The 23723-nt window shown below is 59.2% G+C and carries 22 protein-coding genes and 1 pseudogene; 15 read left to right on the top strand and 8 right to left on the bottom strand.

Translation table 11 applies throughout. The annotated features are described in order from the left end of the window. Window positions 1-4 precede the first annotated feature (4 nt). The gene (locus FN828_RS14790; protein ID WP_142494252.1) at window positions 5-901 is read left to right on the top strand and encodes a LysR family transcriptional regulator; all 897 of its coding nucleotides are present in this window, start codon (window positions 5-7) and stop codon (window positions 899-901) included. A gap of 45 nt (window positions 902-946) precedes the next feature. Here FN828_RS14790 and FN828_RS14785 read toward each other — a convergent pair whose 3' ends face one another. Beyond that, window positions 947-1465 carry a MarR family winged helix-turn-helix transcriptional regulator gene (locus tag FN828_RS14785; protein ID WP_185959036.1) on the bottom strand — a complete coding sequence of 173 codons (519 nt, stop codon included), beginning with the start codon at window positions 1463-1465 and terminating at the stop codon, window positions 947-949. Between the two features lie 157 nt (window positions 1466-1622). Between FN828_RS14785 and dctP the strand changes: the two genes are divergently transcribed. From dctP to FN828_RS14760, 5 genes are all read left to right on the top strand, one after another. Next, a complete protein-coding gene (gene dctP / locus FN828_RS14780; protein WP_185959035.1) occupies window positions 1623-2606 on the top strand; it encodes a TRAP transporter substrate-binding protein DctP in 984 nt (327 codons plus the stop codon). A 90-nt stretch (window positions 2607-2696) separates the two neighbouring features. Next, entirely contained in the window at window positions 2697-3215 is a 519-nt protein-coding gene (locus FN828_RS14775) for a TRAP transporter small permease (protein WP_142494249.1), read from the top strand. Further along, entirely contained in the window at window positions 3205-4485 is a 1281-nt protein-coding gene (locus tag FN828_RS14770; RefSeq protein ID WP_142494248.1) for a TRAP transporter large permease, read from the top strand. Before FN828_RS14775 ends, FN828_RS14770 begins: the two co-directional genes overlap by 11 nt. Window positions 4486-4533: 48 nt before the next feature. Next, window positions 4534-5760 (top strand): thiolase family protein, encoded by a 1227-nt coding sequence (locus tag FN828_RS14765; protein WP_142494247.1) that lies wholly within the window; start codon window positions 4534-4536, stop codon window positions 5758-5760. Window positions 5761-5771: 11 nt separating this feature from the next. Next, entirely contained in the window at window positions 5772-7325 is a 1554-nt protein-coding gene (locus FN828_RS14760; RefSeq protein ID WP_142494246.1) for an AMP-binding protein, read from the top strand. 60 nt (window positions 7326-7385) lie between these two features. Here FN828_RS14760 and FN828_RS14755 read toward each other — a convergent pair whose 3' ends face one another. Further along, the gene (locus FN828_RS14755) at window positions 7386-7982 is read right to left on the bottom strand and encodes a glutathione S-transferase family protein (protein ID WP_142494245.1); all 597 of its coding nucleotides are present in this window, start codon (window positions 7980-7982) and stop codon (window positions 7386-7388) included. After that, window positions 7979-8692, bottom strand: coding sequence for a GntR family transcriptional regulator (locus FN828_RS14750; protein ID WP_185959034.1), 714 nt, complete (start codon window positions 8690-8692; stop codon window positions 7979-7981). The genes FN828_RS14755 and FN828_RS14750 overlap by 4 nt, the downstream gene beginning before the upstream one ends. A gap of 169 nt (window positions 8693-8861) precedes the next feature. Here FN828_RS14750 and FN828_RS14745 point away from each other — a divergent pair, with 169 nt between their 5' ends. The 7 genes from FN828_RS14745 (at window position 8862) to FN828_RS14715 (ending at window position 15921) form a co-directional block, all read left to right on the top strand. Further along, window positions 8862-9617, top strand: coding sequence for an SDR family NAD(P)-dependent oxidoreductase (locus FN828_RS14745; RefSeq protein WP_142494243.1), 756 nt, complete (start codon window positions 8862-8864; stop codon window positions 9615-9617). Beyond that, window positions 9614-10153 (top strand): TRAP transporter small permease subunit, encoded by a 540-nt coding sequence (locus tag FN828_RS14740; protein ID WP_142494242.1) that lies wholly within the window; start codon window positions 9614-9616, stop codon window positions 10151-10153. The genes FN828_RS14745 and FN828_RS14740 overlap by 4 nt, the downstream gene beginning before the upstream one ends. Then, on the top strand, window positions 10153-11460 hold the full coding sequence (locus tag FN828_RS14735) for a TRAP transporter large permease (RefSeq protein ID WP_142494241.1): 1308 nt from the start codon (window positions 10153-10155) through the stop codon (window positions 11458-11460). Before FN828_RS14740 ends, FN828_RS14735 begins: the two co-directional genes overlap by 1 nt. A 24-nt stretch (window positions 11461-11484) precedes the next feature. Beyond that, complete coding sequence (locus tag FN828_RS14730; protein WP_142494240.1) at window positions 11485-12621, top strand: C4-dicarboxylate TRAP transporter substrate-binding protein; 1137 nt, start codon at window positions 11485-11487, stop codon at window positions 12619-12621. A gap of 90 nt (window positions 12622-12711) precedes the next feature. Then, a complete protein-coding gene (locus FN828_RS14725) occupies window positions 12712-13443 on the top strand; it encodes an SDR family NAD(P)-dependent oxidoreductase (protein WP_142494239.1) in 732 nt (243 codons plus the stop codon). Beyond that, window positions 13436-14221: an SDR family NAD(P)-dependent oxidoreductase gene (locus FN828_RS14720; RefSeq protein ID WP_142494238.1), complete on the top strand. Its 786-nt coding sequence runs from the start codon at window positions 13436-13438 to the stop codon at window positions 14219-14221. Before FN828_RS14725 ends, FN828_RS14720 begins: the two co-directional genes overlap by 8 nt. After that, the gene (locus FN828_RS14715) at window positions 14218-15921 is read left to right on the top strand and encodes an FAD-dependent oxidoreductase (protein ID WP_142494237.1); all 1704 of its coding nucleotides are present in this window, start codon (window positions 14218-14220) and stop codon (window positions 15919-15921) included. The genes FN828_RS14720 and FN828_RS14715 overlap by 4 nt, the downstream gene beginning before the upstream one ends. A 56-nt stretch (window positions 15922-15977) precedes the next feature. On the opposite strand, the gene FN828_RS14710 is transcribed toward FN828_RS14715, so the two are convergent. Then, entirely contained in the window at window positions 15978-16883 is a 906-nt protein-coding gene (locus FN828_RS14710) for a LysR family transcriptional regulator (RefSeq protein WP_142494236.1), read from the bottom strand. 104 nt (window positions 16884-16987) lie between these two features. On the opposite strand from FN828_RS14710, the gene FN828_RS14705 reads away from it, so the two are divergent. After that, window positions 16988-17383: a (R)-mandelonitrile lyase gene (locus FN828_RS14705; RefSeq protein ID WP_142494235.1), complete on the top strand. Its 396-nt coding sequence runs from the start codon at window positions 16988-16990 to the stop codon at window positions 17381-17383. Window positions 17384-17451: 68 nt separating this feature from the next. Beyond that, complete coding sequence (locus FN828_RS14700) at window positions 17452-18315, top strand: aldo/keto reductase (RefSeq protein ID WP_142494234.1); 864 nt, start codon at window positions 17452-17454, stop codon at window positions 18313-18315. 122 nt (window positions 18316-18437) lie between these two features. Here FN828_RS14700 and FN828_RS14695 read toward each other — a convergent pair whose 3' ends face one another. The 4 genes and pseudogenes from FN828_RS14695 to FN828_RS14675 form a co-directional block, all read right to left on the bottom strand. Next, on the bottom strand, window positions 18438-19454 hold the full coding sequence (locus FN828_RS14695) for a nucleotidyltransferase family protein (protein WP_185959033.1): 1017 nt from the start codon (window positions 19452-19454) through the stop codon (window positions 18438-18440). A gap of 232 nt (window positions 19455-19686) precedes the next feature. After that, window positions 19687-21339 carry a U32 family peptidase gene (locus tag FN828_RS14690; protein WP_142494232.1) on the bottom strand — a complete coding sequence of 551 codons (1653 nt, stop codon included), beginning with the start codon at window positions 21337-21339 and terminating at the stop codon, window positions 19687-19689. A gap of 181 nt (window positions 21340-21520) precedes the next feature. Beyond that, on the bottom strand, window positions 21521-23122 hold the full coding sequence (locus FN828_RS14685; RefSeq protein WP_235891494.1) for a class I adenylate-forming enzyme family protein: 1602 nt from the start codon (window positions 23120-23122) through the stop codon (window positions 21521-21523). Between the two features lie 512 nt (window positions 23123-23634). Further along, a pseudogene (locus FN828_RS14675) lies at window positions 23635-23723 on the bottom strand (IS5/IS1182 family transposase); the annotation flags it as partial.

Raw genomic sequence — 23723 nt, 5'->3', positions numbered from 1 at the left:
GCGCATGAATTTCACCAAGCTGAAATATGTTGTCGCGGTGGATCGCGCGCAATCGGTTTCGGTCGCTGCTAAAACGCTGAACATCAGCCAATCCGCGGTGACAAAGGCCGTTGCGGATATTGAAACCGAACTGGGCCTGACCCTGTTTGACCGTCGCGCCCGTGGGGTTGATACCACGCCGGATGGTCGTGCCTTTATCGACCGCGCCGCCCGTATCCTGTCTGATGTGGAAACGCTGGGCGCGGACATGGCCGCCGCCCGCCAGAAACGCGAGGCGCTGTTGCGCGTGGCTGTCACACCGGCGTCGCTTGAGGGGCTGATGAACCGGGCGGTGCTGGATGTGATCGCTTCGGACCCAGATTTGCGATTGCATCTGTTTGCCATGCCGCTGGATGTGTCGCTGCAACAGCTTCGGCAGGGGGATGTCGATGCCGTTGTCGGCCCCCGCCGCGTGCTGGACGAAGACCCCCGCACGGTTTGCACCCCCCTGCCCGATCTGAAACCGCTGCTTTATGTCCGCAAGGGCCACCCGCTGACGACACGGGGCGGGCTAAGCGTGGATGACATAACCCGCTATCCCATTGTCGCACCGGATACCCAAAACCCGATTGTCCCCCCATTGCTGGAGGTTCTGGCATCGCTTGGGGGTGATCCGATGCGACGATTGCATATCATTGGCAGCTATCAAATCGCCTCGCGGCTGGTTGAAACGGGTGACGCCATCGGCATTGTCCAAGACAATTTCGCGCGGACACAGGGGTTCAATCAACGGTTCGTGGCGCTGAATTTCAAACTAGGCACCCCGATCCCAATGGCCGTGGCGGTTCAGAAATCGCTGCGCAACACTGCCATCATGCGCAGGCTGGTGGCCGCGCTGATCCGGTTCCCACCCACAGGATGACAGCCGGTTGCCGGACATTATCAGATCGTAGTGACAAGGGTGCCGCTAGCGTTCCGTCGGGTTTGCAAAAGCACCAGAAGGAATATCCTGTGGCTGGATCGTCAGATAAGCCCGCCGTTCCGGCGGGACCAGATGATACAGCACCTCAAGGAAATGACGGATCGCAGTTTCGCCAACCTCGGCAAAGGCCTTGTCCAGCGTCGCCTTTTGCTCTGCAAAGGCGATGTCCAAAACTTTTATCGCTTTGTCAGTAACATAGTGATGGCGAAACCGCCGATCCTCGTTATCTGTGACCTGCTCAATCATGCCATCGCGAACCAGTTCCTTCATCACGCGATTCAGGCTGGCGGCGTTGATCATCAACAGTTCTTGCAGTTCGTTCGTGCGGATACCGCCGCGAAACCGCACGAAATACATCACGCGAAAATGCGACCGCGTCAGCCCCATTTCGGCCAGCTTTTCATTCGCGGCAACCATCGCAAAACGCGGCCCCCAGAACGCAAGTTCCGAAGCGCAAATATGCACGGCATCCGGGAGTTCGTGAAAATCTGTCATGTCGCGCATCAAGTTGTTTCCTGTTCCATCCGTTTTGCCGCGCCGCCGCATAAATAGCAACAATGCAGTACATAGTATATATGTCTTGCATATATATTCTGCAATGGATAGCTTTCTTGTGAGCTGCCAGATTCGGCGCCCGAACTCTTCAGGAGGAGTAAGAGACATGAAAACCGCACTGCTAATCGGCAGCGTTGCTGCCACGCTGACCGCAACCACCCTGTCCGCGCAGGATGTGAAATGGCGGGTGACATCGGACTATCCGTCGAAATCCCATGTCGGGGCGTCGTTCACCGCAATGGCCGAAGAACTGTCGCGTCTGACCGACGGCGGCTTTACCCTTGAACTGAACCTTGACGGTTCATTGGGCTTCAAAGCCGCAGACAATTTCGAAGTTGTGCGCGATGGTGTGGTCGAAGTGGCCGAAACCGGGGCAGCGGCGCTGATCGGGTATGAGCAGGTGTTCGGCGTTGTCGGTCTGCCCTTTGTCGCGCCGACGAATGACGATGTGCAGCGCATGATGGCCATCGTGACCCCTGAATTTCAGGCGGCGTTTGAAAATCACGATCAGATCATGATCGGCTGGGGGACGTTCCCCGCCGTCGGCATTTTCGGCAAGCACAAGATGACCAGCGTCGAGGATTTCGCCGGAGTGAAAATCCGCACCTACGATTCATTTTCCGCCAATGCCTTTAGCGAGGTTGGCGCGACCCCCGTGCAACTGGCCTGGAGCGATGTTGTACCTTCGCTGTCCTCGGGTGTCATTGACGCGGTTCTGACCTCGTCAGTTGGCGGCGCAACGATCAAGGCATGGGATCTGGGCATTACCGATTTCAGCGATATCGGGTATTCCACCCCTGTCACCCTGCTGCATGTGTCGCGGGATGCGTTTGACGATCTGCCTGAAAAATATCAGGACGCTCTGATTCAGGCCGGGAAGGTCTACACCGAAACCAACTGGACCGCAGCACAGGCCGCGATTGAAACCTTCAAGGCCGCGTTCCGTGAAAACGGGATCACCATCCACGAAACCGCAGATGATGCGCTGAAAGCCCGGTTCGGGGAAATTTCGCGCCAGTCGGCGGCGGAATGGGTGAAGCAGGCTGGCCCCAAAGGCGAAGCCCTGTTCAACCAGATCCAGAACAAATAATTCCCCGATCTTTCGACAACCGTTCGAAAACATCCGCAGGCGGCCCAACAGGCTGGCCGCCTGCCGCATTCCCTTTGCCCGGAGAATGACATGGCTTTTGTTCGACGCCTTTCCAACAGTATTTGTGCAATTTGCATGATCGGCGCGGCGACCGCAGTCGCCGGTCTGGTGATCCTGATCCTGACTGAGATCGTCCTGCGGTCCGTCTTTAGCAGTTCATTGCTCGTGACCGAGGAAGTCGCGGGGTATCTGGTGTCCGCAGCGATCCTTCTTGCGCTGGCCCCGACGTTCAAAGACGGGGCCATGATCCGGCTGACCCTGGTCAGCGACCGGCTGGGCAAACGCCAGCAACGGGCGCTGGAACTGTGCATGACGCTGGTTGCTCTTGGCTTTGCCCTGTTTTGGGCGCGCTACATCCTGCGCGCCACGCTGAAGCTGTTCGATCGGGGTGCCACATCTTATGGGGTGGTCCCCTTTCCGCTGTGGTTGCCCGAAGCGGTTGCCCTGTTCGGGGTTTCAGCATTGGCGCTGATCCTGCTGTTTCACGGGCTAAGCCTGCTGCTGCCCACCCCAAGCACCACCAAAGGGGCATCCGATCATGGAATTTGAAATCGCACTTATCCTGTTTGTCATCTTTATCGGCGGGCTGGCGCTGGGGCTTTGGGCCTTTGCCACACTGTTCGTCGTCGCCACGCTGATCATGGTGCTGGGCGGAGATTTTAGTTTTGACAAAGCGGGGATTCTGGCGGCCAAGGTATCTGTACGCGCATCCCGGTCATGGGAAATGTCAGCCATTCCGCTGTTTTTGCTGATGGGGGAAATGCTGTTTCGGGCCGATCTGTCCAAACGTCTGTTCGAGGGGCTGGTGCCGATATTCCGGCATTTTCCGGGCGGGTTGCTGCATGTGAACGTGGCGGGCTGCACCACCTTTGCCGCTGTGTCCGGGTCGTCTGCGGCGACAACGGCCACCATCGGGCGGATCAGTGTGCCGGAATTGCTGGGGCGTGGGTATGATCGCCGCCTTGTGTTGGGATCGCTGGCCGGGGCTGGGTCTTTTGGACTGCTGATCCCACCGTCGATTGCCATGATCGTGTACGGCGTAATCGGGGATGTTTCCATCCTGCGCCTGTTCGCGGCGGGGCTGGTGCCCGGTCTGGTGCTGGCGCTGATGTATTCCGCCTATATCGCCCTGCGCGGCGGCAAGGCCACGGTCGATCCCAAACCCGCGAATATGCGGGCGCTGTTCGGTCTGTTGCCGATCCTTGCGCTGGTGGTGGCCGTGCTGGGCAGTATCTACGGCGGTATCGCATCCCCGACCGAAGCGGCAGCCGTAGGCGTTGCCGGGGCGGCTGTGCTGATCCTGATCGAACGGCGCATGACGTGGGAACTGATCCGTGACTCGCTCATTGCAGCCACGCGGCTGACCTGTGTCATGGGGGCTGTGGTGATCGCGGCGTCCTTCATGTCCGCTGCGGCTGGGATCGTGGGCATCCCACAAGCCTTGGTGAACTGGGTCCTCAGCCTGAACCTGAGCATGACCATGCTGCTGATTGCCATTGCGATATTCTATATCTTTCTGGGTCTGTTTCTGGATGGCATTTCGATCATGGTGGTCTCTTTGCCGCTGGTCATGCCGATCATCATGGCCGCCGGAATTGATCCGATCTGGTTCGGCGTTTTCCTTGTGCTGATGATTGAACTGGGGCTGATGACGCCGCCGGTGGGGTTCAACCTGTTCATCGTGCAATCCATCTCGAATGCACCCATCGGGGAAATCGCCCGCGCCACTTTTCCCTTCTTCCTGATCATGTTGGGGGCGGTCGTCCTTTTCACGGTCTTTCCGCAAATCGTGCTTTGGCTGCCGGGGATGCTTTTCTAACCCCCCCCGCCGCCAAGGGCGCACCAACCATTCAACAGGAGCATACCCATGAAAGACGTTTACATCATCGGCGTCGGCATGACGAAGTTTGGCCGCCACCTGACCCGAAGCGTGAAATCACTGACCCAAGAAGCCGTCACCGACGCCCTGCAAGACGCGGGTGCAACGGTTGACGATATACAGGCCGCCTATTTCGGCAACACCGCACAAGGCATCATGGAGGGGCAATATATCATCCCCGGTCAGATCGCGCTGGGGGCGATGGGCATTCACAGCATTCCAGTGGTCAATGTCGAAAACGCCTGTGCCACCGCCAGCACCGCGCTGCATATGGCCGTCAATCATGTGCGCAGCGGCGCTGCCGATGTGGTGCTGGCCGTTGGCGCGGAAAAACTGCTGTCCGAGGACAAGGCCAAAAGCTTTGGGATTTTCAGCGCGGGCTGGGATGTTCACACGCCAGAGCAGAATATCGAAACCCTGATCGGTGGCTATTTCACCCCCGACACCCCGCCGGGTGCGGCGCAGAAACGTTCCATGTTTATGGATCTCTACAACCACATGGCGCGGCACCACATGGACGCCTTCGGCACCACGCAGCGCCAGATGGCCGCCGTGTCATCGAAAAACCATTTCCATTCCACGATGAACCCGAAATCCCAGTATCAGAAAGACATGAGCATCGAAGAGGTGCTGGCCGCGCCGGTCGTCACCGGGCCGCTGACAGTGCCAATGTGTTCCCCGGTCAGCGATGGGGCGGCGGCAGCCGTGGTTGTCAGCGCGGATATGCTGCCCCGGTTCACAGGTCAGCCCGTGAAAATTCTGGCCGCAATCATGCGGTCCAGCACGGTACGCGACCCACGCGATTACGCCAACCACATCACTGCGCTGGCCGCGAAAGCCGCCTATGAACAGGCCGGTGTCGGCCCGCAAGACATGAGCGTGGCCGAAGTTCACGATGCCGCCGCCTTTGGTGAGATCATCCAGTCCGAATGTCTGGGCTTCGCCCCCATCGGCGAAGGCGGTGCCTTGGCGGAAAGCGGCGCAACCCGGTTGGGCGGGCGCATCCCGATCAACCCGTCGGGCGGATTGGAAAGCAAGGGCCACCCGATCGGCGCAACGGGTTTGGGCCAGATTTATGAACTGACACATCAGCTACGCGGACAGGCCGGGGCGCGGCAGGTGGAAAACGCACGTTTCGGCATTGCCGAAAACGGCGGCGGCCTGCTGGGCGTGGAAGAGGCCAGCGCCTGCGTAACAATTCTTGGAACCAACTGAGGGGTAAGACAATGGACGCGATTTCTGCATTTGAAAAAGGTTTGGCAAACCACCCGGATCGGGCCTGCTTTATCTTTGGCGACCAAAGCTGGACCTACCAAGAGGTTGGCCGCCTGATCAACCGTATCGCCAACAAGCTGAACGCTTGTGGGTATCAGGATGGCGTACAAGGTGCGGTCCTCAGCCCCAATGACGCCATCGCCTTTACCTGTGTGTTTGGCATTCTGAAGGCGGGCATGACATGGGTGCCGCTGAACGCCAAGAACACACCGGACAACAACCGTTACCTGTGTGATGCGTTTGATGCGCAGGTGTTGTTCTATCACTCCAGCATGGCCGCCACGGTACAGGACATTCGCGATGGCCTGCCCAAAGTGGAAATCTTCGTGTGTGTGGATCAACCAATGAACGGGGACCCCAGTCTTGAAAACTGGCTGGGTGATGTTTCTGACATTGCCGCCCCCGCACAACAAGACCCCCACAGCTTGTCTATGATCCTGCCTACGGGTGGGACCACGGGTATGCCCAAGGGGGCCATGCTCAGCCGCCACAGCATCGCCGTCTTTTGCCGCACGGTCGTAGAACTTTGCCCGCATGATGAACCGCCCGTCTATCTGGCGGCAGCACCCTTGACCCATGCGGCGGGGCTGATCTGCTTTCCGATCATGGCGCAGGGGGGAACGACGGTGATCACCACCTCGCCCGATCCGCTGAACCTGATGCAGTTGATTGCGCGTCACCGCGTCACCGATCTGTTCCTGCCGCCGACCGTGATTTACATGATGCTGGCCCATCCGCAGGTCAGCCAGTTCGATTACAGTTCCCTGCGGTATTTCCTGTATGGCGCCGCCCCGATGTCTGTTGCCAAGCTGAAAGAGGCGATCACGGTCTTTGGCCCCGTCATGACCCAGTTCTTCGGTCAGTCCGAGGCCCCCTGTACCTGCACCCATTTGTCGCCCGCCGAACATATCCCCAACGGCGTTCCCGCCTCTGACTCGGTTCTGTCAAGCTGCGGAAAGGCCACGCCCTATGTGGAGCTGGCCATTCTGGACGGAGGTGGCAATCCTGTTCCCGATGGGGAACGGGGGGAACTGGCCGTGCGGTCCGATCTGGTGATGATGGGCTATTACAAAAACCCCGAGGCCACCGCAGCGGCAACCGTCAATGGCTGGCATCTGACCGGGGATATCGCGTTCAAGGATGCGGATGGCTACTACCACCTTGTTGACCGTATGAAAGACATGATCATCACCGGCGGGTTCAACGTGTTTTCCACCGAAGTGGAACAGGCGATGCTGTCACACCCCGCCGTTCAGGATTGCGCCGTGATCGGCGTTCCCGATGACAAATGGGGCGAGGCCGTCAAGGCCGTGGTGCAGCTACGCGGTGGTCAAACCACGACCGAAGCGACGCTGATTGACCACGCCAAGGCCCTGCTGGGCAGCGTCAAAGCCCCCAAAACGGTGGAAATCTGGGACGATCTGCCCCGCAGCACCGTTGGCAAAGTGCTGAAACGCGATATTCGCAGCAAGTTCTGGGAAAACCGCGACCGCGCGATCAACTGACCCTTATGAAATATGGCAGGCCGTTAGGTGCGGCCTGCCACAGGTGTGACGGCCCTGCCGTTAATCCGGGCGGGTGTCCTGCATCGACGCCCGCTTGGAAAAATCACCGAACCACCCGGACAGCGCAGGGCGGCCAGTGCGCCAATCGTGATCCGGGAACCGGAAATCCAGATACCCTAAAGCGCAGGCAATCGCGATCAGCCCGGCATCGACCCCCTGAAACCCTGCGGCTTCGGATTCCATCTGATCCAGCGAACTTTCGATCTTGTCCATCTGCCCGGTCAGCCATTCCTGCCACAGCATTTCCGCCGGACGCATGGCCGTTTCATAGCGCGCCAACAAAGCGGCATCCAGCAATCCGTCGGCCACAGCTTCGCGCCGCAAGACCGTCCAAAGCGCATCCCCATCCGGGTACATACGCGGGCCATCGTGCTGCGCATCCAGCCAACGGGTGATAACCCGGCTGTCATACAATGCGCTGCCATCATCCAGAATGGCGGTGGGGACTTTGCCCGTGGGATTTTTGGCCACGATCGTCTGGTCGCGTTGGATCGGGCTGGCGGCGGAATCCAGTTTTTCAACCGTTTGCCCGGTTTCAGCGGCCACCATCATGACCTTGCGCACATAGGGCGAAAAGGGCGAAAAATACACTTTCATTGGACAAGCTCCGTTGTTGAGGCTGAAACATCGGGCGCGGTTATGATCCGCCCGGTTTCGATACATTGCGCCAGATATTCCCCGGCGAAATTCACATGTTCCCGCATCAGATAATCCGCGCGGATCGGATCGCGGCGCTTCAGCGCCTCCAGTATCCGGTGATGGTCGTCATGGGTGCGATACATGATGTCAAAATCCTGCCAGACGATCATCCGGTTTGACGCAAAAGGGATCAATTGCGTTTGCCGCACCAGTTCAGAGATCCAGCGATTATCGGCACGCGCGATGATTTCATCATGGAAACAGACATTCATCCGTCGATAGGCATCAATGTCTTTTGGATCCAATTTTCCTTTTGCCAAAGCGGTGTCGCCAATGTCCAGCCAGCGTTCCATTTTCTCTAGCGTGCTAAAATCAATCCCCGCAGTGGCCACGCTGGAGGCGGCCAGACCTTCCAGAACGGCACGCGCGGCGTAGCCGTCAATAATGTCCTTACGGTCGAACGCCCGCACGGTATAACCGCGGTTCGCCTCGTATTGCAAAAGCCCTTCGTTCGCCAGATTCGCCAGCGCCGTGCGCAGCGGTGTGCGGGAAACCCCCAAGGCCCGCGCAAGCCGTTCTTGCTGCAATCGTTCGCCCGGATGTATCTGCCCGCACATGATATGTTCGCGCAAAATATTCGTGACTTCTTCGGTACTTGTTGCAGACATGTGGCCTGTTCCTCCTGTGGTTCGAAGGCGCTTGATACAACTTACAGACAATTTTTCCGAGCGCAAGATTTTATCCAATCTAGAACACATCTTAATTTTTTTGTTGACATATTAACGATTCGACACCCTTTTTGGATACAATTTTACGAGCGAGCAGAAGGAGGGGCCGGTGACTCGACGTATCTTGATAACGGGTGGCGCCCGTGGAATCGGATTAGGAATTGCGGCCAGACTGGCAGCCAGCGGCGACAGCATCGTAATCGCCGATCTGGACGCCGAACAGGCCCAGACAGCAGCGGCCACGTTGCCCGGACAGGGCCATATCGGCATTGCAATGGACGTGCGCCACGAAACAGACGTCACCGCTGGGTTCGATGCCGCCGAAGCGGACGGGCCACTGACCGCCGTTGTGTGCAACGCCGGTATCCTGCTGTTCGGACCAGACGGTGATCGCACCCCGATTATCGACATGGATATGGACGACTGGCAGCGCACGCATACCGTCAACCTGACCGGCACATTCCTGACGATCCGGGAATTTCTGCGGCGGCGGAAATCCAATCCTGTATCCAATGCCCGGATTGTGACCTTTACCTCCAGTGCCGCGCAACTGGGCGGGTTCCGCAGTTCGGCATCCTATATTTCATCCAAATCCGGCGTTATCGGCCTGACCAAGGCCACCGCCCGCGAAGCCGCGCCAATGGGTATCACCTGCAATGCCGTCGCGCCCGGCCTGATCGACGCCCCCATGCTGCGCCTGTCACTGGCCGAAGGTGACGAAGCCGCCGCCGCCAGCAACATCCCGCTGGGCCGGATCGGTCAGCCGCAGGACGTGGCTGCCGCCGTCGAATACCTGATTTCCAAAGATGCGTCTTATGTCACCGGCGGCGTGATTGACGTCAATGGCGGATACCGGATGCAATGACCACCCAACCGCGCCCAAATATTCTGGACTGGCTGTCCAATCGTTTGCTGGAAATCGGCGGGCTGTTGCTGTTGGTCATGATGCTGCATGTCACGCTGGACGTGGGCATGAAATACCTGTTCAACCAGCCCGTTCCCGGCACGCTAGAGGTCGTGTCCTATTACTACATGGTCGGGGCCGTCTTCCTGCCGATCGCCTTTGTGGAAATGACACGCGGATCGGTGGCGGTTGACCTGTTTTATGACAAGTTTTCCCGCCCCTTCCAAATCCTGTGCATGGGGCTGGTGCTGGCGCTTTGCACGGCGGTTTATGCCGGGTTGGGCTGGATCACCTATGGCGATGCCATCCGGTCCTTTAACAGTGGCGAGGTGGTGATGGGGCCTGTGACCGTTGTTGTCTGGCCCAGCCGTTTCGTGCTGCCGATCAGCTTTGCGCTGGGGGCGCTGGCCTGCGCCTATCATCTGATCCTGCTTATCACCAACGCCGATGCGCGCCGCCGCATTCTGGGCAATCATACGGACGGAGGAACGGTCTGATGGATCGTCTTGAAATCGGTTTTATCGGCATCGGTGCGGTGCTGACCCTGATCGGGCTGCGTATGCCCATTGGTGTCGTTCTTGCCCTTGTCAGCTTCGGCGGTATCTGGGCCAGCACGAACCTGACTGCCGCCTGGGGTCTGGTGCGCGCGGTTCCCTATCAATTCATCGCAACATGGTCTTTCAGCGCGGTGCCGATGTTTCTGCTGATGGGCTATATCGCCAGCCACGCGGGGCTGACCAACGGATTGTTCCGCGCCATGCGGGTGATGCTGGCGCGGGTGCCGGGCGGATTGGCCTGTTCTACCGTTGGCGCCTGCGCATTGTTTGCCGCCGCTTCGGGGTCATCCGTTGCCACGTCAGCCGCAATGGCCCGGATTGCCGTGCCGGAAATGATCAAATCCGGCTATGACAAGGCCTTGGCCACCGGCTGCGTTGCGGCGTCCGGGACGCTGGGATCGCTGATCCCGCCCTCGATCCTGATGGTGCTGTATGGCGTATTTACCCAGCAATCGGTGGGCCAGTTATTCATGGCGGGTTTCCTGCCCGGCGTGCTGTCGGCGGCGATCTATATGGGCATGATCGTGGCTCGGGTAAAATTCACCCCGTCGCTGGCCCCGCCAACCGACGTGCGGATTGAACCCGGTGAACTAAAGGCCGCATTGCGTGAAATCTGGCCGCTGCCCCTGCTGATTTTCGGCGTGCTTGGCGGTATCTTTCTGGGGATCATGACCCCAACCGAGGCCGGGGCTGTCGGTGCCTTCATCGCGGTGGGGATCGCCGCCATGCGCCGCACGCTGAACCTGCAAATGATGCGCAGCGCGCTGAAAGATGCAGCGGCGGGAACCTCGGTTATCTTCATCATTGCGATGGGGGCCAGCATGTTCACCAGCTTCATGGGGCTGACCGGCGTGCCAAAGGTGGTTGCCAACGCCATGCTAAGCGTTGGGGATGACCCGCTGACGCTGATCCTGATGATTGCCATCATTTATATCGTCATGGGCATGTTCATCGATTCAATCGGCCTGATGCTGCTGACCCTGCCGATCCTGATGCCACTGCTGAATGCTGCCGATGTGAACATGATCTGGTTCGGCATCATCGTCATCAAGCTGCTGGAAATCGGCCTGATCACGCCGCCGGTGGGGTTGAATGTCTATGTCATCAATTCCGCGCTGCGCGGACAGGTGGCGCTGCCCACGATCTTTCGCGGGGCGCTGTGGTTTATGGCGATGGATGTTCTGACCATCGCGATACTTGTGGCCTTTCCGGCCATCGTTCTGTGGCTTCCCGCCCAGATGCAATGAATCCAAACAAGGAGGAGACGTAAAATGAAACCTATGAAGACACTGGCGCTGGCGCTGACCAGTTCGGCCATCCTGACACTGGGCAGCCAGATCGCCAGCGCACAGCAAATGCTGTCCACATGGCTGGAACCCAATCACATCATCACGCTGGAAGCCCACCAAGGCTGGGCCAATCTGGTCAAAGAAGCCACCAAAGGCGAAATTGATTTCGAGGTCTTCGTGGGCGGCGCGCTGATCCCGGCGAAATCCACCATGCAAGGCACCGCTGACGGGCTGGCACAGGTCGGGTTCCATACCGCAACCTATACCCCGTCGGACCTGCCGGTCTCGAATGCGCTGGCCGACATGGGGTTTGAAACCCCCGATGCCTATGTCATGTCGCTGGCCTTTGGCGATTTCATGATGAACGACGCCGAAGGCTATAATGACTGGCGCAAAAACGGCGTGATCTTTGGCGGCAGCTATTCCACCCCGATCTATTATTTCATCTGCCGCGAACCCGTCAAAACGCTGGCTGACGTCAAAGGCAAACGCGTGCGGATGCCCGGCGGCGGTTGGGCGCGGTTCGGTCAGGAAATCGGCGTGGTTGGTGTGAACGTACCATCCTCGGAAATCTATACCGCATTTGAGCGTGGCTCTGTTGATTGCACCGCCTCGGACCCGACACACCTGACATCCGGCGCGACGCTGATGGAAGTGGCGAAATCCGTCACCCTGCTGAAGATGAGCCCCTTCTATGCCGGTGTGACCTATGCCTATAACCCAACCTTCTGGAAAGGCCTGACAGACGAACAGCGCCGGACCCTGTTCGATCAATCCGCCCGCGCGATGGCCCGGATGCAAATCCATTACGACAAAGAAGCCCAGGACGCGCTGGAAAAAGCCAAGGCCGCTGGCGTTACCCTGATCGAACCGGACGCAACCCTGCAAAAGGCCTATGACGATTGGGCCGCTGGCGGCGTGGGCGGCATGGCCGAGATTGCCAAATCCACCCACGGCATTGCAGACCCCGAAGCACTGTATGCCCGCTTCCGCCCCTATGTTGCCAAATGGCAGGGCCTGTTTGCGAATGTGGATCGGCACGACGAAGAAGCCGTGACCAAGGTGATCAAAGAAAACCTGTTCGATCAGATCAACGTGTCCACCTACGGCATGGAATAAGGCAAATCTGCACCGCCTGACCTTCCGTGGGCGGCTGCAAAACGGGCTGCGGGCAATTGGGTCCGCAGCCCACTGACGCAAGAGGCAAACATGACAGCAAGCAACGGAAAAACCGCAATCGTCACCGGCGCTGCCGGGGGTATGGGGCGGGCCATTTCAGCCCGCTTGGCCGAGGACGGATTTCACGTCCTGATGACAGATATGAACGAAGCGGCACTGGCCGAAGCGGCAGCAGGGATTTCCGGCTCGGTCGAGTATTTCACCGCCAATCTGGGCGATGCCGACGCCCGCACCGCCCTGATTGATCGCGCTGGGGATCTGTTCGCGCTGGTCAACAACGCCGGAATTTTCAACCCTGCCCCGATTGCCGACCTGACTGGCGCTGATTTTTCGCGCATGTATGACATCAACACGATCGCCCTGTTTGAGCTTAGCAAACTGGCGATGCAGCGGATGGCGCAATCGGGCGGGCGGATCGTGAATATCGCATCCCGCGCCTATCTGGGATCGCCCAACGTGGCGCATTATGCGGCATCCAAGGGTGCGGTCGTGTCCCTGACCCGCTGCATGGCGCTGGAACTGGCCCCGGACAATATCCTTGTGAACGCCATTGCGCCCGGTGTGATCGAAACCCCCATTCTGGCAGGTTGGAGCGACGAAGAGCGCGCGAAGCTTGCCTCGTATCAACCACTGGGCCGGATCGGGCAGCCCAAGGACGTGGCAAATGTGGCGTCCATGCTGGCCAGCCCGCGCACCGATTACATCACCGGACAAGTGATCATCGTAGACGGTGGCCGTTCTGTTGGGGGTGGCAATGTCTGATCGGATCACAGGGATTGCCGTTGTAACCGGCGCGGCCAGCGGCATTGGGCTGGCCACCGCCACGCTGCTATCCGAACGCGGGGCGCGGGTGTTGTTGGTTGACCGCGACGCGGCGGCATTGGATGCGCTGCCTGACAACCGTTTCAAAACCCCGCTGGCCGGGCGTCTGGCCTGTGACATCGCGGCCCCCGACAGCCCCGCCCGCATTGCGGATGCCGTGGCCGCAACCGGGCTGAACTGGGCGGTTCTGGTGAATAACGCAGGGGTTGCCGCCTCGCCGCCGATCATCACCACAACGGATGACGATCTGGCCCGGTTTCTGGACATCAACATCGCTGGCACCTTCCGTCTGTGTCGTACCGCGCTGCCGGTGATGGCAGCGCAGGGGCGCGGGGCGATTGTCAATGTCGCTTCTGTCTTTGGGCTGACGGGGGTCGGTGGCACCTCGGCTTATTCCATGTCCAAGGGCGCAGTGGCGGCCCTGACCACGCAACTGGCCTGTGAATTTGGCCGCGATGGGGTACGCATCAACGCCGTGGCGCCCGGCCTGATCCATACCCCGCTCACCGATGGCAGGATCAAATCCGGCGCATGGACACAGCGCGTCATGCTGGAAGGCACCCCGCTTGGCCGCACCGGTCAACCCGAAGAAGTCGCTGACGCCATTGCATTTTTGGCCTCGGATCGGGCCGGGTTCATCACCGGCGAAATCCTGAAGGTCGATGGCGGTTGGATGACGGGCCGTCTGGCCCCTGCCCCAAAGGAACCCGCGCAATGACCCAGCTTCCCACGCAGGCCGATGCCATCGTCGTCGGCACCGGCGCCGCCGGTATGAGCGCCGCAATCCGTCTGAAAAAACTGGGGCTGTCCCCGATCCTGTTGGAAAAAACCGATGCGTTTGGCGGTTCGACCGCTGTTTCGGGCGGGGCGGTCTGGATTCCCTGTAACCCCCATTCCGCCGAAGTGGGCCACGCCGACGACAGCAAAGAGGCGGCGCTCACCTATCTGTCCGCCGAAATGGGCAACCGCATGAACGCGCCGCTGGTCAATGCCTTTCTGGACACCGGCCCCGAAGTGGTGCGCTTTCTGGAAACCGAAACCGAAGCCCGCTTTGCCGCGCGGGCGCTTGGCCCGGATTATCACCCCGATTTGCCCGGAGGAACATTGGGCGGGCGGGTGATGGACCCGCTGGATTACGATGCCCGGAAACTGGGTTCGGCCCTGTCGCGCCTGCGCAAACCGATCCCCGAATTTACCGTGCTAAAGGGCATGATGGTGGGGCGCACCGATTTGGGGCAACTGCCGAATATGCACCGCTCGCTGTCGTCCTTCGTGTATACCACGCGCGTTGTGCTGCGGCATTTGAACGATTTGCTGCGGTTCGGGCGCGGCACCCGGTCGGTGATGGGCAACGCGCTGGCCGCCCGTCTGGGCAAAACTGTGCATGATCTGGGCATCCCGATTTACTATGAATCCGCCTTGGCCGGGTTGGAACAGGACGAAACAGGCCGTGTGCAGGGGGTCACTGTAGAACAAGGCGGGCAAACCCATCGCATTGCCACGCGCCATGGGGTGATCCTTGCCTCGGGCGGGTTTCCGCAATCCGACAGCCTGCGCCAGCAGGTCATGGATCACGCCCGCAACGGCGGGGAACATCATTCCATGTCACCCATGGGCAATACGGGTGACGGGCTGACCGCCGCCGAAGCCGCAGGCGCAATCCGTGGGCAAAATAACCTGAACGCTGCGTTCTGGACCCCGGTTTCCAAACTGCGCCGCCCGGATGGGACCAAGGTTCCCTTCCCGCATCTGTTTCTGGACCGTGCCAAGCCGGGACTGATTGCCGTGACTGCCGACGGCCAGCGGTTCGTGAACGAAAGCGCCTCGTACCACGATTTCGTGTCGGGGATGTTACGGGCGATGGAAACCGGGGCCAAGGATTTCTTCCTGATCTGTGACCACCGTTTTATCCGCCGCTACGGGCTGGGTGCGGTGCGTCCGTTCCCCGGTCGCCTGTCGCCGTTCATCCGCAACGGCTATGTCACGCAGGCGGCCTCGCTGGCCGATCTGGGTGGGGCGCTGTCGCTTCCGGCGGATACGTTCGCCCAAACCGTAACGCGCTATAACACCGATGCCGCCACCGGCACGGACACGGCCTTTGACAAGGGCGGCAGCGCCTATAACCGTTATTTGGGCGATCCGCAGAATACCCCCAACCCCTGCCTGCGCCCGATTGATCAGGGGCCGTTTTATGCGTTGCGGATTTATCCCGGCGATATTGGCACCAGTATCGGGATCGTGACCAATGAAAACGCGCAGGTTCTGGATGCCAACGGCACCCCGATCAGCGGGCTATATGCCGCCGGAAATGACATGAATTCGATTATGGCAGGCAGCTACCCCGGCCCCGGTATCACGCTTGGCCCGGCGCTGACCTTTGGCTATATCGCCGCGTCGCATCTGGCGCGGAACGCCTGATCCCCGGCGGGTAGGGCACGGATACCCGCATCTGTGCCTTACCCCGCGCCCCCAGTTTAGATATGCGACTTGTCCCGATACCGCAGCGCATCCAGCAGTCGGGCGAAAGCCGGTGAACCCAATTGCCGGTTGGGGTAATACAGGTGATACCCTTGCACCAGCGCGGACCAGTCGTTCAGAACGCTTTGCAGCCGTCCGGCTTGGATATGAGGCTGCGCCAGATCCTCTGGAATGAAGGCAAGGCCCAGCCCATCCAGCGCGGCCTGAACCACCAACATGATACTGTCATAGGCAAGCTGGCCACCAACCCGGACCTCTAATGCTCGCGCATCTTTTTCAAACTCCCACGCATACAGATGACCCGCCGCAGCCATGCGCAGGTTGATGCACTGGTGGTTGGTAAGATCCCGCGGATGTTCAGGGGCCGAGCGGCGGGCAAAATAGGACGGTGTACCGACAACAAGAAACCGAAAGTCCGGCCCGATCCGCACGGCGATCATGTCTTTGCTAACGGATTCCCCCAGCCGAACACCGGCATCGAAATGGTCGCGCACAATATCAACGAAACCATCATTGATGGACACCTCCACATTGATGTCCTGATAGCGCGGCAGGAATTCCGCCAATCTGGGTTGCAGGATCGTTTGCGCCGCATGTATCCCCGAACTGATCCGCAGCGAACCGGACGGTTTGTCCCGTAATTCGCTTAGCGCATCCAGTTCAGCATGAATCTGCTCGAAATGCGGTGCAATCGCGTGGAACAGACGCTCACCCGCCTCGGTCGTAGAGACCGAACGCGTCGTGCGTAACAACAGCCGCAATCCAAGCCGCTCTTCCAGCCTCCGGATCGTGTGGCTGAGCGCAGAAGCAGAAACCCCAAGCCGTGTCGCAGCCTTTGCAAAGCCTCGTTCCTGCACAACGGCGATGAATGCACGTAATTCGCTGAATTGATCACGCGCCATTACTGAATCCAACTCAATAGATCATGTCGATTATCGCATCTAATTGCATAGATGAATCTCCACTAAATTGCCAGCAGATGCAGCGAAACAGGAAAGGATATTCCATGGAAATTATCCGCTCGGAAAAACGGCCAACCATGCCCGGACCGACAGACTGGTTTACAGGCGCGGTGCAGGTCGAGATGCTTTTCAACGCCTTTGACAAGGAACGGGTGCAAGGCGCCAATGTAACGTTCGAGCCGGGGGCGCGCACCGCATGGCACACCCATCCGCTTGGACAGACCTTGGTTGTCATGGCCGGTACGGGCCGCGTGCAGCGTTGGGGCGGTCCAATCGAGGAAATCCGCACAGGTGACGTGGTCTGGTTCGCCCCCGGTGAAAAGCACTGGCACGGTGCCGCCCCCGACAGCGCGATGACCCACATGGCGATTCAGGAAGTACTCGATGGCAAGGCCGTTGATTGGATGGAGAAAGTCCCGGACGAAACCTACAACCGCTAACCCAATCCCCCATAGGGCAAACCCGCCCCCAACGATACCGAACCAATTTCAAAATACCGGAGACAGCAATGATCCTCGATGAAACCTATACCCTATCCAACGGCGTCGAAATCCCAAAGCTGGGGCTTGGCACTTGGATGATCCCCGACGACGACGCGGCACAGGCTGTCCGCGCCGCCGCCAAGATCGGTTATCGCCACATCGACACCGCCCAAGCCTATGGCAACGAACGTGGCGTCGGAGAAGGCGTGCGCACCTGCGGCGTTCCGCGCGGCGAAATCTTCGTCACCACCAAGCTTGACGCTGGCATCAAGGACTATGAAGGCGCGAAAGCAGCCATTGATGCCTCGCTTGCCGCGATGCAGCTTGACTACATAGATCTGATGATCATCCACAGCCCGACCCCTTGGCAGAACTTCCACGACGCGGATCGGTTTTTCGCAGGCAACCTTGCAGCGTGGAAAGCCCTTGAAGACGCTTATGACGCAGGAAAGCTGCGCGCCATCGGCGTTTCAAACTTCCTGCAAGCCGATCTCGACAATCTTATCGACAATGCCGCGGTCGCCCCAATGCTGAACCAGATCCTAGCGCATATCTCGAACACGCCGTTCGATCTGATCGACTATTCAAAAGCTAAGGGGTTGCTGGTCGAAGCCTATTCCCCGGTCGGCCACGGCGAGCTTTTGAAAAATGCCCAGATCGCAGCAATCGCCGAAAGCTACGGCGTGTCCGTGCCTCAGCTGGGTATCCGCTATTGTCTGCAACTGGGTCTTTTGCCCCTTCCGAAAACGGCCAACCCGGATCACATGCGCAACAATGCTGCGCTGGATTTCCAGATATCGGACACGGATATGGAAACGCTGAAATCAGTGGACCGCATCAAGGATTATGGCGAGGCCAGCATGTTCCCCGTCTATGGCGGACGTATTTGATAAACTTATGGATCGGGGACGACGGTTCCCCGGTCCTACCCCGTCTGTCATCCTCCAAGGGCAGTCTTGGGTTGCGCCGAATGTTTTGGCAAGACGGGCTTCGTTCGGGTGTTGTCAGGCTCTTAGCCGCTCAGGCTGCCAAGCCTCTTGGCCGTTTCGGGCATCCGTTTCAGTGAATTTGCAATGTGTTCACGCCAGCGTGGGCCAACCCCGATTGCCGTTTCATATGCTTCGGTCAGATCATCGGGGCGATCTTCGGCCAGCGCTTCGATCAAAAAGGCAGCCTGTTCCCGATCTTTGGATGCTTTCAGGGTTCCGTCCCCGTCCCGGCGGCGGTCTGCGACAATCAGCTTATGAATCGCGTACCGCTCGGGGCGGGGGATTTGCACCAGAACGCCCGACCGATAGAGCGCCGCCGCATAAATCGGGTCTGCTATCAGAAAATTCAGGAAATTCAGCGCCTGCGCATTCACCCCCAGCGCGGGCAAATCGCGGATGGTTTCTTCACCAAAGGCCGGTGTCAGAAATTCAACCAACTGGCCGCTTCCGCCCTGCGACCAGCGCCAGGTTTGTCGAGGGTTCAGGCCGGGAACAGGTTCAAACTTCAGCGCTGAAAAGGCGGCCGCCAGACTGGGTTCGACCTGATCCTCCAGCGCGACGCTCAGTTTTTCAAACTGTGCAATATCAATATCCCCGGTATTTGCCATCCCGCCCAAGGGCAGCCGAAGACCAAGCTCGCCCTCGTACAGGCGAAAGGCATTCGTTCCGACAATCGTGCCGCCCAAACGAAACGTACCCGCATCCGCCATTGCCGACAGGATCGCGCCGGTGGCCCGGTCGGTGGGCGTCATCCCCTCGGCGCGCAGTAACCGGACCAATCGGGATCGTTCGGACTGCCGGGCTTTGGCGGTGGCGCGCAATTCCTCGATCCGGTTAATCCGCGCCTGCGTTTCATCCGTATCTTCCCCGATATAGAAGAATTTCATTTCGGACCCGACCCGGCGCGCGGCGTACCAATACCCCCGTTTCCCACGCTGTTTCAGGATGGGTTTGCCCTTGATACCGGCTGCGGCCTCGTCCCGCAAAAGCCGGACCAGATCGGTATAGGCGCTCATCGCGATGCTGCTCAGGGGGATCATGCCTATCAATTTCCATTAATGCTTGGCACAACTATGCCTATCAAAAATATATATTGCTAGGCAAAACTGGATCGCCCCTCAATCATATCCCCGATGGCGCCGGTCTACTGCCCGAACCCCACGCAAAGGGCAACCATGCCACCAGACCGGTCATCATCAAGACCAGCCCGCCCAAAACCGGAACCACAGATTTGGGGGAGCCGCCGAGCAACACATCAAGGCGGCACGCGATTCAGGCGCTTTCTTCGCGCATGTCGCGGTCCAACAACTGTCCCGGTTTCTTTTGCGCCAGCAAGGCGCGGGCCTTGGCATACTCGGGGTCATTCCAGAACATCAGGCACCCGTTGCAGCCACGCCCACAGCAGCCTTCGGCCCCCTTGCGCGATGTGCGGGCACGTTTTTCCATTGTTTCGTCGCCGATCGCTTCTTGCAGCAAGCGAGTCTGTCGGCGATAGGCCGTTTCGCGCCCCACCTGCCCCAGTTCGATCTTCTGCGCGGTCTTATCCAGCTTCAGGCGACGCCATTCGTCTTCGGCCAGCAGGGATTCCTTGCGCACGATGGTATAGGGCGGGAACCGACGGCGCACGGAATCCGGTGTTTCGCGGTCAAAAGCGCTATAGGGAATAAACACCCGGTCCTGACGACTGCCAAAGGCCGCGTCGCGCTGTTCACCACCAATCTGGAACGCATACAGGCGCAGCAGCACCGGCTCGGCCAAGGGATCGGGCGGCAGGAATTCCAGCACCTCGCCTGCCTCTAGCTGGTTTTTCACCGCCAGCACCAACCCGTCCTCGTGCGTTTCTTCGATGATACCCGCGAATTCCCACGGGGCCATCGCCTTGGTGTGTTCATACCCGTGCGCGAAATTCTGCAACCGCCCCTGATGAAAGGCAATCGTATAGCCCCGGTTCGTGGCCGCATCCAATTCCTGCATATAGGTCGTGGCATCCCAGCCTTCGGGATCGGCATACCACGCGTCAATCGCCCGCCGATAGGCCCGCGCCACCGTCGCCACATAATAGGGGCTTTTGTTGCGGCCTTCGACCTTCAGGCTGTCGATACCCGCACGCAGCAGATCATCCAGTTTCGGCATCAGGCACATATCCTTGGAATTCAGGATATACGACCCGCGCATGTCTTCTTCGATGGGCATGAATTCACCGGGGCGCACGCCTTCCTCCAGCACGAATTCAAACAGTTCGGCGTTTTCTTCGGACAGGGGAAGTTCCTTGATCGTGCCGTCCTTCAGTTTCATGTGGACCTTGTATTGCCAGCGGCAAGAGTTAGCACAATTGCCCTGATTGGCCCCGCGTTCGGCCAGAAAGTTCGACAACAGGCAGCGCCCCGAATAGGTCATGCACATGGCCCCGTGAACAAAGCTTTCCAGCCGTATATCGGGGCATTTTTCGCGGATTTCCTGCATTTCCGGGAATGTCACCTCACGCGCCAGAACCACCAGTTCGGCCCCCTGATCGGCCCAGAAATCCACCGTCAGCCAAGAACAGACATTCGCCTGCGTGGATACATGCAGCGGCAATTCCGGCGCGTGTTTACGCAGGTAATGGAACACGCCGGGATCGGCCACGATCACCCCATCGGGACCAATTTCGCGCAGCGTCCCCAGATAGGCGTCCAGCTTTGGGACGTCCTTGTTATGGGTAAACAGGTTCAGCGTCAGATACACCCGCACCCCATGCGCATGGGCAAAAGCAACGCCTTCCTTGATATCCTCCAGCGAGAATTTGGATTTCGTCCGCAGCGACATGTCCGGCGTGCCCAGATACACCGCATCCGCCCCATACAACACCGCCACCTTTAGCCGTTCAAGGGAACCGGCAGGCATCAGCAATTCGGATTTACGGGGATTGGGATCAACAGCAGGCATCGGGCAGCACGCACTAAATAGCAAGGAAGGCTATCTTCTACATCGCAACACCGCCCCTGACCAGAGCCATCGCCGCAGGCGTCCGCAATCGAAAGGATGGGGTGGCAGGCAATTGCTGCGGCGGATCGGGTGAATCCGAAAAGCATTCACCCGACACAGCCCACGATCACAAACACTCTGCTCAGGCGTATCCCAGCTCTATCCTGATTTCGCGTTTCATGATCTTGCCATTCGCATTTCGCGGCAAAGGCGTTTCCTGCAAGGTAAAGCTTTCCGGGCATTTGTAATCCGAAAGCCGTTCAGCGCAGTGCTGGTTCAGCCCTTCTTCGTCGATCCCGCCTGCGGCCACGGACAGCACAGCATGAACGCGTTCCCCAAGGATCGGGCAGGGCTTGGCCACGACTGCGGCCTCGAACACACCGGGATAGGCGGTCAGGACGCTTTCCACTTCGGACGAGAAAATCTTGTGACCACCTCGGTTCACCATATCCTTTTTGCGGTCCTGAACGTGGACGAAACCCTGTTGGTCGATCATGCCCATATCCCCGGATTTCCAGAACCCGGCAACGAATTCGCGTTCGGTGGCTTCGGGGTTGTTCCAATACCCCGGCACCGTCATGGCCCCCCTGATCCACAGTTCGCCGGTTTCACCGGCAGGCAACTCGCGCCCGTCGTTGTCCATCACGCAAATTTCGGCCCCCGGCACGGGCAACCCGACCGACAGCCGCCGTTGCGCCGTTTCTGACACAGGCATCGCCGTCGCGGGCGAGCTAAGCTCTGTCGCGCCGTAGACATTCATCAGCCCCAGCCCCGGCAGGGCATCCGCCATGCGTTCGATCGTGGCCGCAGGCATGGGCGCACCGCCATACCCACCGATCCGCCACGCGGACAGATCGTAATCCGAAAGGGTCGCGCGATGCAGGCACAGGTTATACATGGCCGGAACCAGAACGCTGAACGTCAGCCCCTCGCGCGCGGCGGTTTCAAGGAAAGGCTGAACCGCGAATTCACGCATCACCACCAGCGTTCCCGCAGCCCGAAGGATCGTCAAAATCCCCGCCACCAGCCCCGTCACATGGTTCATCGGAACCACAAGGATCGTGCAATCATCCGGCCCCAGATCCATGATCTGAATAAAGTTCGTCGCGGAATGCACCACCCCAAGGCCCGTCAGCATGGCCCCCTTGGGAACCCCTGTCGTTCCCGATGTGTACAGGATAAAAGCCGGGTCTTCCTCTGCCACTTCTGCCACGCCAATCATGGGCTGCGCGGCAAGCAAGGCCTGATATTCCTCGAACCCGTCGGCGCCGCCAACAGACAGACGGATCACCAGATCGGGGGCATCGGCGGCATCCGGCACCAGATGGGTAAATTCATCGTCGGTGACAATCGCTTTGGCTCCCGAATTGGTCAGCGCATGAAGCAGCCCCGGACGCTGGTCGCGGGTGCTAAGCGGGACCGCCACCGCGCCGATCTGCGCCGCTGCATAAACCACCACCACAAAGGGAATCCCGTTGCCCAGCAGCAGCGCAATCCTGTCCCCCTGCCCCAGCCCGCGCGCGGCCAGCCCGGCGGCCACGCGGGCCACCTGATCGGACAGCATGGCATAGGTCAGCCTTTGATCCCCGAAAACGATCGCTGTGTTGTCGGGACATTTGGCAACGGCCTGCGCGAACATCGCATACACATTCGCCGGTCGGTCAGGATAGCACGCGACAACCCGGTTCCCATAATGACGTTCCCGCCGCAGCGGTGCCTCCCAACGCAAATTTTGATCTGTCAATTCCCCAACTCCCTTGTCCTCTCGGAACACCATCCACGATTTCAATCGGCGTCTTCAAGGGCATCTAATGCAGATTTTCACCCACCCACTTTTTGCTGAAAAACAACGGCCCGGATAAATCCGCGTAATGCACGGAAAACATGTTATTTATGCCCTCGCACCCCGCCAGATAATTTGGCGTCAGTACTGTTGTGCCTTGACGGCGAAACCATACGCCGCGCCGCAAACATGGCGTTCCGCAGGATCGTTCCCACCGGAAATGCCAGCCTGACCTGCACCGCATCTATCTCGGTTAGGCATTTTAATGTATTCTCAATTCATGATTTGGCCTTCAACAGAGGGATGAGTTATCGTGATGACTTATTTCAATCTCGGTTCGTTTGGGCGCCCGTTGAACAATACCTCTGCCGAAGCGCAAGTCTGGTTCGATAGGGGATTAGTTTGGCAATACGGTTTCAATCACGAGGAAGCGATTACCTGCTTCGAACGCGTGCTGACCCTAGGCTCAGGACTCATAACCAAAACATGACTGTTGCGGCGAGAGCGATGGCCGAGAGGAAGACTTCGGGGCAGCGGTCATATCGGGTGGCGACCCGCCGCC

Source organism: Thalassovita litoralis (assembly GCF_900182725.1).
Classification (GTDB): domain Bacteria; phylum Pseudomonadota; class Alphaproteobacteria; order Rhodobacterales; family Rhodobacteraceae; genus Thalassobius; species Thalassobius litoralis.
Note: the sequence above shows the minus strand (reverse complement) of the source record. Positions and strands in the feature narration are given on the sequence as shown.

Bases quoted from the DNA above. Each gene is read 5' to 3' on its own strand.
- FN828_RS14790 (WP_142494252.1), top strand. From the start codon at position 5: ATGAATTTCACCAAGCTGAAATATGTTGTCGCGGTGGATCGCGCGCAA.
- FN828_RS14785 (WP_185959036.1), bottom strand. From the start codon at position 1,465: ATGCGCGACATGACAGATTTTCACGAACTCCCGGATGCCGTGCATATT.
- dctP (WP_185959035.1), top strand. From the start codon at position 1,623: ATGAAAACCGCACTGCTAATCGGCAGCGTTGCTGCCACGCTGACCGCA.
- FN828_RS14775 (WP_142494249.1), top strand. From the start codon at position 2,697: ATGGCTTTTGTTCGACGCCTTTCCAACAGTATTTGTGCAATTTGCATG.
- FN828_RS14770 (WP_142494248.1), top strand. From the start codon at position 3,205: ATGGAATTTGAAATCGCACTTATCCTGTTTGTCATCTTTATCGGCGGG.
- FN828_RS14765 (WP_142494247.1), top strand. From the start codon at position 4,534: ATGAAAGACGTTTACATCATCGGCGTCGGCATGACGAAGTTTGGCCGC.
- FN828_RS14760 (WP_142494246.1), top strand. From the start codon at position 5,772: ATGGACGCGATTTCTGCATTTGAAAAAGGTTTGGCAAACCACCCGGAT.
- FN828_RS14755 (WP_142494245.1), bottom strand. From the start codon at position 7,982: ATGAAAGTGTATTTTTCGCCCTTTTCGCCCTATGTGCGCAAGGTCATG.
- FN828_RS14750 (WP_185959034.1), bottom strand. From the start codon at position 8,692: ATGTCTGCAACAAGTACCGAAGAAGTCACGAATATTTTGCGCGAACAT.
- FN828_RS14740 (WP_142494242.1), top strand. From the start codon at position 9,614: ATGACCACCCAACCGCGCCCAAATATTCTGGACTGGCTGTCCAATCGT.
- FN828_RS14735 (WP_142494241.1), top strand. From the start codon at position 10,153: ATGGATCGTCTTGAAATCGGTTTTATCGGCATCGGTGCGGTGCTGACC.
- FN828_RS14730 (WP_142494240.1), top strand. From the start codon at position 11,485: ATGAAACCTATGAAGACACTGGCGCTGGCGCTGACCAGTTCGGCCATC.
- FN828_RS14725 (WP_142494239.1), top strand. From the start codon at position 12,712: ATGACAGCAAGCAACGGAAAAACCGCAATCGTCACCGGCGCTGCCGGG.
- FN828_RS14720 (WP_142494238.1), top strand. From the start codon at position 13,436: ATGTCTGATCGGATCACAGGGATTGCCGTTGTAACCGGCGCGGCCAGC.
- FN828_RS14715 (WP_142494237.1), top strand. From the start codon at position 14,218: ATGACCCAGCTTCCCACGCAGGCCGATGCCATCGTCGTCGGCACCGGC.
- FN828_RS14710 (WP_142494236.1), bottom strand. From the start codon at position 16,883: ATGGCGCGTGATCAATTCAGCGAATTACGTGCATTCATCGCCGTTGTG.
- FN828_RS14705 (WP_142494235.1), top strand. From the start codon at position 16,988: ATGGAAATTATCCGCTCGGAAAAACGGCCAACCATGCCCGGACCGACA.
- FN828_RS14700 (WP_142494234.1), top strand. From the start codon at position 17,452: ATGATCCTCGATGAAACCTATACCCTATCCAACGGCGTCGAAATCCCA.
- FN828_RS14695 (WP_185959033.1), bottom strand. From the start codon at position 19,454: ATGATCCCCCTGAGCAGCATCGCGATGAGCGCCTATACCGATCTGGTC.
- FN828_RS14690 (WP_142494232.1), bottom strand. From the start codon at position 21,339: ATGCCTGCTGTTGATCCCAATCCCCGTAAATCCGAATTGCTGATGCCT.